The organism is Sphingomonas hankookensis, from assembly GCF_028551275.1.
Taxonomy (GTDB): domain Bacteria; phylum Pseudomonadota; class Alphaproteobacteria; order Sphingomonadales; family Sphingomonadaceae; genus Sphingomonas; species Sphingomonas hankookensis_A.
On sequence record NZ_CP117025.1, the window covers coordinates 2056860 to 2071037 of the forward strand.

8 protein-coding genes are annotated in these 14178 nt (G+C 67.0%); 2 read left to right on the plus strand and 6 right to left on the minus strand.

The annotated features are described in order from the left end of the window. Window positions 1-116: 116 nt before the first annotated feature. Both PPZ50_RS09830 and PPZ50_RS09835 read left to right on the plus strand, forming a co-directional pair. A complete protein-coding gene (locus PPZ50_RS09830; protein ID WP_066687506.1) occupies window positions 117-2162 on the plus strand; it encodes a glycoside hydrolase family 97 protein in 2046 nt (681 codons plus the stop codon). A 149-nt stretch (window positions 2163-2311) separates the two neighbouring features. Beyond that, entirely contained in the window at window positions 2312-3811 is a 1500-nt protein-coding gene (locus tag PPZ50_RS09835) for an MFS transporter (RefSeq protein ID WP_066687509.1), read from the plus strand. On the opposite strand, the gene glgX is transcribed toward PPZ50_RS09835, so the two are convergent. The 6 genes from glgX to PPZ50_RS09865 form a co-directional block, all read right to left on the minus strand. Next, a complete protein-coding gene (gene glgX / locus PPZ50_RS09840; RefSeq protein ID WP_066687511.1) occupies window positions 3798-5567 on the minus strand; it encodes a glycogen debranching protein GlgX in 1770 nt (589 codons plus the stop codon). The two genes, PPZ50_RS09835 and glgX, sit on opposite strands and share 14 nt — an antisense overlap. After that, entirely contained in the window at window positions 5564-6979 is a 1416-nt protein-coding gene (glgA, locus tag PPZ50_RS09845) for a glycogen synthase GlgA (protein ID WP_066687513.1), read from the minus strand. Before glgA ends, glgX begins: the two co-directional genes overlap by 4 nt. A gap of 151 nt (window positions 6980-7130) precedes the next feature. Continuing rightward, the gene (glgC, locus tag PPZ50_RS09850; RefSeq protein WP_084401214.1) at window positions 7131-8390 is read right to left on the minus strand and encodes a glucose-1-phosphate adenylyltransferase; all 1260 of its coding nucleotides are present in this window, start codon (window positions 8388-8390) and stop codon (window positions 7131-7133) included. 18 nt (window positions 8391-8408) lie between these two features. After that, entirely contained in the window at window positions 8409-10559 is a 2151-nt protein-coding gene (gene glgB / locus PPZ50_RS09855; RefSeq protein WP_066687516.1) for a 1,4-alpha-glucan branching protein GlgB, read from the minus strand. Beyond that, on the minus strand, window positions 10556-12985 hold the full coding sequence (locus tag PPZ50_RS09860; RefSeq protein WP_126014157.1) for a glycogen/starch/alpha-glucan phosphorylase: 2430 nt from the start codon (window positions 12983-12985) through the stop codon (window positions 10556-10558). Before PPZ50_RS09860 ends, glgB begins: the two co-directional genes overlap by 4 nt. Before the next feature lie 105 nt (window positions 12986-13090). Beyond that, window positions 13091-14053: an alpha/beta hydrolase gene (locus tag PPZ50_RS09865; protein WP_066687518.1), complete on the minus strand. Its 963-nt coding sequence runs from the start codon at window positions 14051-14053 to the stop codon at window positions 13091-13093. Window positions 14054-14178: the final 125 nt, after the last annotated feature.

Below are 14178 nucleotides of genomic sequence, written 5' to 3' on the forward strand. Positions count from 1 at the left end.
TCGAAGACGCGTATCGAAGCACCCTTGCCGGTCCTTCGATACGCCCCTTCGCTAAGCTCAGTGGCTACTCAGGATGGACGGAGGGAAGGCTCGGGAAAAAGGAGAAGGCGATGAGGATGATGAAATGGGCGCTGGCGTTGGCCGGCGCGACTGCGATGGCCTCGCCCGCCTTTGCCGAGGTCGTGGCACGCGCGGCGTCGCCCGACGGCAAGCTGACGGTGGCGGTGAGCCTCGATAACGAAGGGCGGCCGAGCTATTCGATCGCCAAGGACGGCCGGCCGGTGCTGAACGACAGCAAATTGGGCTTCATGTTCACCGACGCGCCGAAGATCGAGCGCGGGCTGACGCTGACCGGCACGAAGCGCGACCGGACGGACACCACCTGGACGCAGCCGTTTGGCGAATGGAAGACGATCCGCGACAATCACACCGAACTGACGGTGACGTTCCGCGAGGCGAAGAACCTGAAGCGCGAGATGGCGGTGACCTTCCGCCTGTTCGATGACGGCGTCGGCTTTCGCTATACCTTGCCCAAACAGGCCAATCTGACGACCGCCAACATCGCCGACGAACTGACCCAGTTCGCCTTTGCCGAACCGGGCACAGCATGGTGGAAGCCGGCGTTCGAGTGGAATCGCGAGGAATATCTCTACAACAAGACCCCGCTCGACGCGGTCGGCACCGCGCAGACGGTGATGACGGTGAAGCTCGCCAGCGGTCGCCATGTCGCGATCCATGAAGCGGCGCTGAGCGATTATTCGGCGATGAACCTCGCCCGCGCCGAGGGGACGACGTTCCGCGCGGTGCTGACGCCGGGATCGAACGGTCCCAAGGTGTCGCGCGCCGCCGGTTTCTCGACCCCGTGGCGGACCATCGCCATCGCCGACGACGCGCCCGGTCTCTACGCCGCCAGCCGGATCGGGCTGAACCTGAACGAGCCGAACAAGCTGGGCGATACGTCGGGCTGGATCCGGCCGGGCAAGTTCGTCGGCGTGTGGTGGAACATGATCAAGGGGGAATGGAGCTGGGCGCGCGGGCCGAAGCATGGCGCGACCACCGCCAATGTCCGCCGCTATATCGACTTCGCTGCCGCCAACGGGATTCAGGGCGTGCTGGTCGAAGGGTGGAATGTCGGTTGGGACGGCGACTGGTTCGGCAACGGCAACGACATGAACTTCAGCCAGCCGACCGAGGATTTCGATGCGGCAGGCCTCGCCGCCTATGCCAAGTCGAAGGGCGTGCGGCTGATCGGCCATCACGAAACCGGCGGGTCGGTCAGCAATTACGACCGCCAGCTGGACAGCGCGTTCAAATGGGCCGCCGATCATGGCGAGCGGGTGGTCAAGACCGGCTATGTCACCGATGCGGGTCAGATCGAGCGCGTCGATGCCGACGGATCGAAGCACCGGGAGTGGCATGAGGGGCAGTGGATGGTGAACCACCATCAGCGCGTCCTCGACGCCGCCGCCCGCTACAAGGTGTCGATCGACAGTCACGAACCGGTCAAGGATACGGGTCTCCGCCGTACCTATCCCAACTGGCTCAGCCGCGAAGGCGGACGCGGGATGGAGTATAATGCCTGGGGCGGCGGCGGGAACAACCCGCCCGAGCATGAGGCCAATCTGGTGTTCACCCAGTTCCTGGGCGGGCCGATGGACTTTACGCCGGGCGTGCTGAGCCTAACCGGCAGCCCGGGCGTGTTCCTGCAATCGACGATCGCCAAGCAGCTGGCGCTGTATGTCACGCTCTATTCGCCGGTGGTGATGGCAGCCGATACGCCGGAGAATTACGCGCGCTATCCGGCGGCGTTCAAGTTCATTCGCGACGTGCCGACCGACTGGTCCGACACCCGCGTGCTGAACGGCGAGGTCGGTGATTACGTCACGATCGCGCGCAGGGCGGCGGGCAGCAACGACTGGTTCCTCGGCGCGATCGGTGACGAAGAGGCGCGCAGCTCGACGGTCGAGCTCGACTTCCTCGAGGCCGGCAAGACGTACACCGCTGAAATCTATCGCGACGGCCCCGGCGCGGATTATCGCACCGATGCCCGCCATTCGATCACCATCGAACAGCGTCAGGTGAGGAAGGGCGATACGCTGACCATCGCGCTGGCGCCGGGCGGTGGCGAGGCGATCCGTTTCGTGGCACCGAAGCGGAAGTAACGATCCTCTCCCGTAAACGGGGAGGGGGACCGTCCACAGGACGGTGGAGGGGGTAGCCCCGCAACGCAACCGTGGTGGAGACGGACACCCCCCTCCACCATGCTAACGCATGGTCCCCCTCCCCGCGGAGCGGGGAGGAGCTTGAGAATATGCAGACCCGCCCGACGCTCGGCTTCGCCCAGCTCTGGAACATCTCGTTCGGTTTCTTCGGCATCCAGATCGGCTTCGCGCTGCAAAATGCGAATGCCAGCCGCATCTTCCAGTCGCTGGGAACGCCGATCGATCAGCTGGGGCTGATGTGGATCGCCGCGCCGCTGACCGGGCTGCTGGTCCAGCCGCTGATCGGCCATTATTCCGACCGGACCTGGGGACGGCTGGGGCGCCGGCGACCCTATTTCCTCGTCGGTGCGATCCTGTGCACCTGCGCGCTGTTCTTCATGCCCAATTCGCCAAGCATATTGGCGGCGGCGATCACGCTATGGATCCTCGATGCGTCGCTGAACGTGTCGATGGAGCCGTTTCGCGCGTTCGTCGGCGACATGCTGGCACCCAAGCAGCGACCGGCGGGTTATGCGTTCCAGACCTGGTTCATCGGCGCGGGCGCGGTCGTCGCCAGCATCGCACCCTATGTGCTGGAAAATGTGTTCGGCGTCAGCAACACCGCCCCGGCCGGACAGGTGCCCGATGCGGTGCGCTATGGCTTTTACTTCGGCGGCGTCATGCTGCTGATCGCGGTGCTGTGGACCGTGCTGACCGTCCGCGAATACAGCCCGGCGGAGATGGCGGCGTTCGGCGAGGAGACGGCGGAGGCCGACGATGCCGCGCCGATGGTCGTGCCGACGCGCGGGGCGCTCTGGATCGTCGGCGGCGCGGTGGTCGCGGGGCTGATCGCGTGGGCGGAGGCGGCCGGTGCGCTGGAAAGCGGACGCGAAGCTTATTTCGTCGCGGCGGGCATCGCGCTGTACGGTGTTGCGCAGCTGGTATCGGCGGCGCTGGTCCGCGCCGGACGCGGCGACAATGTGCTCAGCCACATCATCGGCGACCTGGCGACCATGCCCGACACGATGCGGCGGCTGGCGCTGGTGCAGTTCTTCACCTGGGGCGCGCTTATCATCATGTGGGTCTACACCACCCCGGTGATCGCGCAGCAGGTGTGGGGTACGGTCGATCCGGCGTCGGACGGCTATAATCAGGCGGGCAGCTGGGTCGGCGTTCTGTTCGCAATCTATTCGGGCGTGGCTGCGGTCGCGGCGTTCGCACTGCCGCTGCTGGCGCGCCGGATCGGGGCGGGGCGGACGCATATGCTGTGCTTGGCTGTCGGTGCGGCGGCCTATATCGGGATATACCTGACCCATGACCGGCTGGGCATGATCGTGCCGATGGTCGGGATCGGTATCGTCTGGGCGTCGGTGCTGACCATGCCCTATGTGCTGCTCGCCAACGCACTGCCGCAGCGCAAACTGGGCGTGTATATGGGCATCTTCAATTTCTTCATCGTCCTGCCGCAGCTGATCGTCGCGACCGTCATGGGTGGCGTGATCAAGACGTGGTTCCCGACCCAGCCGGCCTATACCATGCTGGTCGCGGCGGCGGTGATGGCACTGGCGGCAGTGGCGATGCTGCGGGTGCGCGAGCCTAGCGCAGCGTGACGCTTCGGGCCGCGCGATCGATCCGGATCGTCGCGCCCGGCAAATGCAGCGCGAAGCCGGGGCAGTCGGGTGCCTCCCACCGCTCCGCCGTCATCGGCTGGCCGTCCAGCGTGAGCCAGGTCGCCTGTTCCGGTACGTCGGTATCGAACACCGCCGGACGGTCGCGACGCCATGCGGCGAGCGTGGCGACATGCTCCTCCAGCGCGACGTCGCGCGCGGTCCAGTCGATCCAGGTGATCGCATTGTCCTGCGCATAGGCGTTGTTGTTGCCGCGTTGTGTCCGGCCGAATTCGTCGCCGGCGGTCAGCTGGATATAGCCGCGCGTGGCGAACAGCGTAGCGAGCAGCGCGCGCAGGTCGGCGGTGCGGGCGGCTGTGACGGTGGGGTCTTCGGACGGCCCTTCGACGCCGTGGTTCCAGGAGAGGTTCTCGCCGTGCCCGTCGCGATTATCCTCGCCATTGGCGTGATTGTGGCGGTCGACATGCGATACAAGGTCGGCGAGGGTGAAGCCGTCATGCGCGGCGAGGAAGTTCACGCTGCGCGTCACCGGACCGAACACGTCCGCCGATCCCATCAGCCGCGTCGCCAGCAGCCCGACGCTGCCGTCGCCCCGCCAGAAGCGGCGGACATCGTCGCGGTACCGGTCGTTCCACTCGAGCCAGTCGGACGGGAAATTGCCGAGCTGATAGCCGCCGGGGCCGATGTCCCACGGTTCGGCGATCATCACCTTGTGGTTCAGCAACGGATCGGCGGCGATCGCGGCGAAGATCGGGGCGTGGCGGTCGAACCCCGGCGAGCGGGCGATGACGGTGGCGAGGTCGAAGCGAAAGCCATCGACGCCCAGCGCGGCGAAGTGGCGCAGCGAGGCGAGGATCAGGTCGCGCACCCCCGCATCGCCTGCATCTAGCGTATTGCCGGTGCCGGTATCGTTGATGAGGCTGCCGTCGGGCGCATGGGCGTAGGATAGATTGTCCAGTCCGCGCAGGGACAGGATCGGGCCGTCGCGGTCGCTCTCCCCGCTATGGTTGAACACCAGGTCGAGGATCACGCCGATCCCCGCTTCGCGCAGCGTGGCGACCGTATCGCGCAGTTCCGCGACGCCGCCCGGCGCAAGGCCGGGATCGATCGCCATCGGGACGACCGGATTATAGCCCCATGCGTTGCGCAGGCCAAGCGGCGGCAGATGGCGTTCGTCGATCCACGCGACGATCGGCATTAGTTCGACGGTGCCCACACCGATCTTGCGGAGATGTGCGATGACGGCCGGGTGGGCGAGGGCGGCGATGGTGCCGCGCTGCGCCTCCGGAATGTCGGGATGCTGGATGGTGAAGGCGCGGACGTTCAATTCGTAGATCGGGCGCGCCGGATCGATCCGCGGGCGTTCGACAGGCGCCGGGTCGGAGAGCGCAGGAACGATCGCGCACGGGACGATAGCCGCCGTGTCCTCGCCATATACCGGCAGGATCGGATGATAGCGGAACCGGCGGTCCAGCTCGATGGCATAGGGGTCGACCAGCAGCTTCGCCGGATCGAACCAGCGGCCGGTATCGGGCGCCCAATCGCCTTCCGCACGATAGCCGTAACGCTGTCCGGGGCCGATGCCCGGCACGTCCGCGACGAACCAGTCGCCTTCCCGGGCCATGGCCAGCCGGCGCTCGGCATCACCATCGAACAGGCACAGCCAGACCGCCGCGGCGTCGCGCGCGCGGACGGCGAAGCGGGTGCCGCCGGGGATCGCGCTGGCGCCGGGGATCATGCCGCCACCAGGCTCCGGTACAATTCGGCATAGCGTGCGCCGCTCCGCGTCCACGAAAAGTCGGCGCGCATCCCTTGCTTCTGCATTGTCGACCAGGGATCGGGCTGGGCGTAGAGCGCCATCGTACGGCGCAGCGCCTGCGACAGGCCGTCAGGGGTGACTGCGGCGAACTGGATGCCCGTGGCCACGCCGGCTGCGACCGCAGCCTCGTTCGCGTCGATTACCGTATCGGCAAGGCCGCCGGTCCGGGCGACCACCGGCACGCAGCCATAAGCGAGGCCATAGAGCTGGGTCAGACCGCAGGGTTCGAAGCGCGACGGGATCAGGATCGCATCGCCGCCGCCCTGCAACAGGTGCGAGAGCGCTTCGTCATAGCCGATCCGCACGCCGATCCGGCCGGGATGGCGGTTGCTCGCTGCCCTGAATGCCTGTTCGAGCGCGGCGTCCCCCGACCCGAGCAGCGCCAGCCGCCCGCCCATCGCGACCATGGCGTCGAGTTGCCCGGCCAGCACGTCCATGCCTTTCTGCCATGTCAGGCGGCTGACGACGACGAAGATCGGGCCGTCATCCCCGTCCAGGCCGAACGCCTGTTCGACCGCGCGCTTGTTGGTCCGGCGGCGGGACAGGGTGCGGGCCGTATAGCGGGCGGGCAGGGCCGCATCGGTTTCCGGAGACCAGACCGCCGGGTCGATGCCGTTGACGATGCCCGACACCCGGTCGCGACGTGCCTCGATCAGGCCCTCCAGCCCCATGCCGAATTCGCCGTGCCGGATTTCCTCGGCATAGCTGGGCGACACGGTGGTGATCGCATCGGCCGAGGCAAGGCCGGCCTTCAGCAGCCCGACCCCGCCATAATATTCGACGCCATCGAGCGCGTAGGCCGTTTCGGGCAGGCCAAGGCCGGCGAACACGGCGGCATCGTAGCGGCCCTGAAAGGCGATGTTGTGGATCGTCAGGACGCTCGGCACCTGCGCGCCGTCATAGCGCAGATAGGCCGGCGCCATCGCGCCCTGCCAGTCGTGGGCGTGGACCAAATCGAACTGCCCGGCCAGATCGGCCGCCGCCCGCCCGAGCGCGGCGAAGCGCCGCCAGTTGTCGTCCCAATCGCGGCCGGTCGCATCAGCGTAGGGTCCGCCGTCGCGCGCGAACAGGTCGGGGGCGTCGAGCACCAGCAGCGGGTGGCCGTCGATCCTGCCGCCGAGCAGGCGTGCGGGCGTGCCGAGCAGGTCGTCCCAGCGGCGGATGGCCTTGGCGCGGCCGAGCGATTTCACGACCGACGGGTAGCCGGGCAGGAGCGTCGTCGTCTCGATTCCGTGCGGGGCTAGGGCGGCGGAGAGGGCGCCGACGACATCGGCGAGGCCGCCGGTCTTGACGAGGGGATAGGCTTCGGAGGCGACGGACAGGACGTGCATCAGGTCCTCCGCGGCACGGGGAGGAGGACCATGCTGAGCATGGTGGAGGGGGCGTTCCCCCTCCACCACGCGGAGTGGACGACGACGCCCCCCTCCACCGTCCTGCGGACGGTCCCCCTCCCCGTGCCGGGGAGGACCTGACGAGTCGCCATCACGCGCCCAGCCGGTCGATCATCGGCTGGGTAATCAGGCAAATGCCGCGATCGGTCCGGCGGAAGCGGTGGCCGTCGAGCAACGGGTCCTCGCCCACGACCAGCCCATCGGGAATGGTCACCCCCGCATCGACCACGCAGCGCGTCAGCCGAGCATTCCGCCCGATCCGGGTCATCGGCAGGATCACCGATTCATCGATGCTGCTATAGCTGTGCGCCCGCACCCCGGTGCTGAGCAGGCTGCGATGCACGGTCGATCCCGACACGATGCAGTCGCCCGCGACCAAGCTCGACACTGCGCTGCCCCGACGTCCGTCGAGGTCGTGGACGAACTTCGCGGGAGGCGTGATCTCCGAATAGGTCCAGAGCGGCCAGCTGCGGTCGTACAGGTCGAGCTGCGGCACGACGTCGGTCAGGTCGATATTCGCTTCCCAGTAGGCATCGACCGTGCCGACGTCGCGCCAATAGGCACGCGGTTCCTCCGGGCTGCGTACGCAGGACGAGGAGAAGCGGTGCGCCTGCGCATGGCCGTGCTCGACCAGCCAGGGGATCAGGTCCTTGCCGAAATCGCGGCTCGACCCTGCGGTATCGGCATCGCGGCGCAGCTGCTCGAACAGCAAGGCGGTGCGGAAGACATAGATGCCGAGGCTGGCGAGCGAGCGGTCGGGATCGCCGGGCAAAGTGGGCGGATCGGCGGGCTTTTCGACGAAATCGATGATGCGGTCGGTCGCATCGACATGCATCACGCCGAACCCGACCGCCTCGGCCTTCGGTACCTCCATGCAGGCGACGGTCACGTCGGCGCCGGTGTCGACATGCTGCTGGAGCATGAGCTCATAGTCCATCTTGTAGATATGGTCCCCGGCAAGGATGACCATATATTCCGGACCGTAGCTCTGGATGATGTCGATATTCTGGAACACCGCATCGGCGGTGCCTTCATACCATTGAAACTCGCTGATCCGCTGGCTGGCAGGCAGGATGTCGAAGCTTTCGTTGCGTTCGGGGCGCAGGAAGTTCCAGCCGCGCTGCAGGTGGCGGATCAGGCTGTGCGCCTTGTACTGCGTCGCCACCCCGATGCGGCGAATGCCCGAATTGATCGCGTTCGACAGCGCAAAATCGATAATCCGGCTCTTGCCGCCGAAATAGACCGCCGGCTTGGCGCGGGTGTCGGTCATTTCGAACAGGCGGCTGCCCCGGCCGCCCGCCAATACATAGGCCATGGCATCGCGTGCCAATGGTTGTCCTCGCCTTTCCACGCAGCACTCTCCCCCGTATTATGCTGTAAATTCGAACCACATCGTCGCCAGCGGCGGCAGCGTCAGCACGACCGCACCGTCGCTGGCGGTGACCTCGCCCAGATTGCCGATGCCGCTGCCGCCATAGACGGCGGCGTCGCTGTTCAGCACTTCGCGCCAGGCGCCGTCGGCCGACACCGGCACGCGGTATCCTTCGCGGACCACCGGGGTCAGGTTGCTGACGACCAGCACCGGCGGCTCGCCCGGCGCGCGACGTTCCCATGCGAAGACCGAATTGGCGGCATCGTCGACCACCGCCCAGTGGAACCCCTCGCCCTCGCAATCGCTCGCATGCAGCGCGGGCGTGTCGCGATAGAGCCGGTTCAGGTCGCGGACCAGCGCGGCGACCCCTTTATGCGCAGGCGCGTCCATCAGCTCCCAATCGAGCGCGCGCTCCTCCGACCATTCGCGGCGCTGGGCAAATTCCTGCCCCATGAACAGCAGCTTCTTGCCAGGATAGCCCCACATCAACGCATAATAGGCGCGCAGATTGGCGAATTTCTGCCAGTCGTCGCCGGACATCTTGGTCAGCAGCGAACCCTTGCCATGGACCACTTCATCGTGGCTCAAGGGCAGGACAAAATTCTCGCTGAAGGCATAGGTCAGCCCGAAGGTGATCTCGTCATGATGGTGCGAACGATGCACCGGCTCGCGCGCCATGTACGACAGCGTGTCGTGCATGAAGCCCATGTTCCATTTGAATCCGAAGCCGAGCCCTCCTTCATGCGCGGGTTTCGACACGCCGGGCCATGAGGTCGATTCCTCGGCTATGGTGAAGAAGCCGGGATGCTCGCGATAGACGGCGCGGTTGGCGGCGCGCAGGAACTCGACCGCTTCCCAATTCTCGCGCCCGCCCGCGTCGTTGGGAATCCATTCGCCGTCTTTTCGCGAATAGTCGCGGTACAGCATCGATGCGACCGCATCGACGCGCAGCCCGTCGACATGATAGCGCTCGGCCCAGAACAGCGCGTTGTTCACCAGGAACTGGAAGACTTCACGGCGGCCGAAATTATAGATGGCCGTGTTCCAGTCGGGGTGGAAGCCGAGGCGCGGGTCTTCATGTTCGTACAGCGCGGTGCCGTCGAAACGCGCCAGGCCGTGCGCGTCGGTCGGGAAATGCGCCGGTACCCAGTCGAGCAGCACGCCGACCCCCGCCTTGTGCGCGCCATCGACGAAGCGCGCGAACCCTGCCGGATCACCGAACCGCGCGGACGGGGCGTAGAGGCCGGTCGTCTGGTATCCCCAGGACGGGTCGTAGGGATGCTCGCTGATCGGCAGGAATTCGATATGGGTGAACCCTAAGTCGACGACATAGGGGATCAACCGGTCGGCCAGCTGGTCCCAAGGCAGGAACCAGCCATCGTCACCCCGCCGCCAGCTGCCGGCATGGACTTCGTAGATCGAAATCGGCACGCGGCGCGGATCGACCGACGCCCAATGGTCGCGATGCGCCTTATCACGCCAGTCATGATCAAGCGGGGCGGCGGTGCGCGAAGCAGTCGCGGGGCGCAGCTCGCTTTCGAAGGCGAACGGGTCGGCCTTCAGCGGCAGGCGTTCGCCGTCCGGGCCGATGATCGCGAACTTGTAAGCCTGTCCGGCATTGATATCGGGCAGAAAGATTTCCCACACGCCGACGTCGCTCCGCCGCCGCATCGGGTGGCGTTTCGCGTCCCACATGTTCCAGTCGCCGACGACGCTGACGACCTGCGCATTGGGCGCCCAGACCGCGAAGTGCATGCCGTCGGCCCCTTCGTGCCGGATCGGATGCGCGCCCAGTTTGTCGTGGAGGCGCAGATGCGTGCCCTCCGCCAGCAGGAAATCGTCGGTCGGGCCGAGGACGGGGCCGAAGCTGTACGGGTCCTTCACCCACCATTCGCCGCCGCCGCCGCGCGCATAATACCATAGCGGCTGGGGCGGGGCGTCCATCGTCCCTTCGACGATACCGTCGCCGACGGGTTTCAGCTCGCCCAGCACCTTGCCCGACAGGTCGTGCACCAGCACCTTCTGCGCGCCGGGCAGCCAGGCGCGCACGAACGTCCCCGCCGGCCCGGCATGGGGGCCGAGCAGCGAAAAGGGATCGGCGTGACGCCCGCCGAGCAGCGCGGCGATGGCGTCGTCGCCGGGGGTCACATCACCTTCCAGATGTCGCGCGCATATTCGCCGATGGTGCGGTCGGACGAGAACCATCCGACCCCGCCGACATTGCGGATCGCACTGGCGTTCCAGCCGGCACGATCGGTCCAGCGGGCATCGACCTGCCGCTGCGCCTGCGCATAGCTGTCGAAATCAGCGCAGCACAGGAACCAGTCGCTATTCTCCAGCCCGTCGATCAGCCCCGCATAGCGGCCGGGATCGTCATGGCTGAACACGCCGCCCTTGATCGCGGAGAGCGCCTGTTGCAGCTCGCGCGACGCGGCGATCGCCTCGCGCGGGTTATAGCCGGCGGCGCGCTTTTCGGCGACTTCTTCGGCGGTCAGGCCGAAGATCACGATGTCGTCGGCGCCGACATGATCGCGGATTTCGACATTGGCGCCGTCCAGGGTGCCGATGGTCAGCGCGCCGTTCAGCGCCAGCTTCATGTTGCCGGTGCCCGATGCCTCCATGCCGGCGGTGCTGATCTGTTCGGACAGGTCGGCGGCGGGCATGATGAGTTCGGCGAGCGAGACATTATAGTTCGGCACGAACGCGACGCGCAGCAGCCCGCGCACCGCCGGGTCGGCATTGATCCGCCGCGCGACGTCGTTGGCCAGTTTGATGATGAGCTTGGCGTTGTGATAGCTCGACGCCGCCTTGCCAGCGAACAACTTGACGCGCGGCGTCCAGTCCTTGTCCGGATTGCTGCGGATCTGGTCGTAGAGCGCCACCGTTTCGAGGATGTTGAGCAGCTGGCGCTTATATTCATGGATGCGCTTCACCTGCACGTCGAACATCGCATCGGGGTCCAGCCGGACGCCCATCACCTCGCGCAGATGCTGCGACAGGCGTACCTTGTTGGCGCGCTTTACCGCTTCGAACTTCTCGCGGAACGCCGCGTCGGCGGCAAAGGGTTTGAGGTCGGCGAGCTTCGTCGCATCGTCGAGGAAGGCATCGCCGATCGCCTCGCGGATCAGCGACGTCAGCCCCGGATTGCTTTCGAACAGCCAGCGGCGCGGGGTGATGCCGTTGGTCTTGTTGTTGATCCGGTCGGGATAGAGCCGGTGCAGGTCGGCGAACACCGTCTGCTTCATCAGGTCGGTGTGGAGTGCGGCGACACCGTTGACGCTGTGGCTGCCGGCGAAGGCGAGGTTCGCCATGCGCACCCGCCGCTCGCCGCCTTCGTCGATCAGGCTGATCGCGGCGATGGCACCGTCGTCCTGCCCCTGGGCCCGGGCCTCGCGCAGGATCTTTGCATTGATCGCGTAGACCAGCTGCATGTGGCGCGGCAGCAGCCGTTCGAACAGCGGCAACGGCCAGCTTTCCAGCGCTTCGGGGAGCAGCGTGTGGTTGGTATAGCCGAACGTTGCCCTGGTAATCTCCCACGCGCCGTCGAAATCGAGCGCATGGTCGTCGACCAGGATGCGCATCAGTTCGGCGACCGACACCGCCGGATGGGTGTCGTTCAGCTGGATCGCCGCCTTGTCGGGCAGGGTGCGGATATCGCCGAAATACTGGACGTGGCGGCGGACGATGTCTTGGATCGAGGCGGAGGAGAAGAAATATTCCTGCCGCAGCCGCAATTCCTGTCCCGCCGGGGTCGAATCGGCGGGATAGAGCACGCGCACCAGCGTGTCGGCGCGGACCGATGCGGCCAGCGCGCCTTCGTGGTCGCCGGCGTTGAACCGGTCGAGCCGGATCGGATCGCGGGCCCGCGCGGTCCACAGCCGCAGCGTGTTGACCCGCGCGCCCCGCCAGCCGATCACCGGCGTATCGACCGCCACTGCCTCTACGCTCTCGCCCGGCATCCAGTGGATGTCGCCATTCTCGTCACCGACGACCTCGCCGCCGAACCCGATGCGGTAATTGCTCTCGCGCCGTTCGAACTCCCACGGATTGCCATGGCGCAGCCACGTCTCCGGCAGTTCCACCTGCCAGCCATTGTCTATCCGCTGGCGGAACATCCCGTTCACATAGCGGATGCCGTACCCATAAGCGGGCAGGTCGAGGCTCGCGAGGCTTTCCATGAAGCATGCCGCCAGCCGGCCGAGACCGCCATTGCCGAGCGCCGCATCGGGTTCCTCCCCCTCCAGGTCGGCGAGGTTCACGCCCAGCGAGGCCAGCGCCTCGCGCACCTCGTCGGTCCGCGACAGGTTCGCCATCGCATCGCGCAGCAGTCGGCCGATCAGGAATTCGAGGCTGAGATAATAGACCCGCTTGGCACCCGCGGCATGGGCCTGCTTGCTCGACGCCATCCAGCGTTCGATGATGTCGTTGCGCACCGTCAGGATCGTCGCCGCCAGCCAGTCGTGCGGTAGTGCAGCCTGTGCGTCCTTGCCGATCCGGTGGATCAGCGTGTCGAGGATCGCCTCGGCGAGCGGGGGCGTGGTCGGGGCAACGGCGGCTAAAGCAGGCTGGGTCACGCAGGTTCCTCGACGAAGGGGCGCGCACGACAGTATCGAATGCCGGACGCTTGTCACGCGCAATACGTATGCGCGATCCGCGTCGTTCCGGTTACAGGCAAAAGCTTACAAACCGTGTCGTTTCGCCCATTCGAGGAACAGCGCGGTCCACGGCGCCGGCTGCCCGTCGCGCAGCACGCCGAAGCCATGCCCGCCCAGTTCGGGCAGATACGCTTCCGTCGCCACCCTTGCCCGGCGCAGCGCGCCCAGTAGCGCCAGCGCATTGTCGACCGCGACGATGCGGTCGTCGATCGCATGGGTGAGGAAGGTCGGCGGGCTGGCGGCGGTGATGCGTGCGTCGCTGCGATAGCGGGCGGCCTGTTCCGGGCTGGCGCTGCGTCCGACGAGTTCGTCCTGCGACGCGCGATGGGTGCCGGGCACGCCCATCAGGGCCACCGGATAGAGCAACGCGGCGATCCGCACGCCCAGAGGCTGGGCATCGATCGCGTCGGTCGGCCGATAGGTCGCGTCGCCGCGATAGGCGAGCATCGCCGCCAAATGCCCGCCCGCCGACGATCCCAGCACTCCGATGCGATCGCGGTCGACGCCGTTCGCCGCCGCCTCCGCCCGCACGATCCGCAGCGCCCGCTGCGCGTCCTGCAACGGTGCGTCCGGTCCCGCCGCCCAGCCATCGGCCGGCAGCCGGTATTTCAGCAGATACGCATGATAGCCACGCTCGGCGAAGAAGCGCAGCATGTTGCGGCCGTCATGACCGATCGCGACCCGGCGATAGCCGCCGCCCGGGATCAGCAGTATCGCCGCGCCGTTGGGGCGCGTCGGGACGGCGTGTAGTAGACCCGGCGTGCGTACATGGACGAAGGCGGTGTCGTCCACCGGCCCGGTCGCCGAGCGGGGGACTTCCTGCTCGACGGCATGGACCGCCGCGCTGCCCGGCGGTCCGCTGGGCCAGATCTGGCGGAAGCGGGCGGGCTGCGCCGCGCTGGCGGGAAGGGTCGCGGCAATGCCTGTCGCGATGCCACCGCCGATCACGGCGCGGCGGCCTAGCACGCTACCCGGTCCGGTCGTCATCGCGGTCGCTTGTCCCTCTTCATGTCGTGTCCAGCATGCCGGGCCGACACCGGAACGTCGAGCGGGCGCCGTCTCCGCTTGACGTATCCGGGGCACATCGCGAGGGGAAGGGACGAACCGGCGCC

Excerpts from the sequence above, each read along its gene's own strand:
- PPZ50_RS09835 (WP_066687509.1), top strand. The coding sequence starts at position 2,312 with ATGCAGACCCGCCCGACGCTCGGCTTCGCCCAGCTCTGGAACATCTCG.
- PPZ50_RS09865 (WP_066687518.1), bottom strand. The coding sequence starts at position 14,053 with ATGACGACCGGACCGGGTAGCGTGCTAGGCCGCCGCGCCGTGATCGGC.
- glgA (WP_066687513.1), bottom strand. The coding sequence starts at position 6,979 with ATGCACGTCCTGTCCGTCGCCTCCGAAGCCTATCCCCTCGTCAAGACC.
- glgX (WP_066687511.1), bottom strand. The coding sequence starts at position 5,567 with ATGATCCCCGGCGCCAGCGCGATCCCCGGCGGCACCCGCTTCGCCGTC.
- PPZ50_RS09830 (WP_066687506.1), top strand. The coding sequence starts at position 117 with ATGATGAAATGGGCGCTGGCGTTGGCCGGCGCGACTGCGATGGCCTCG.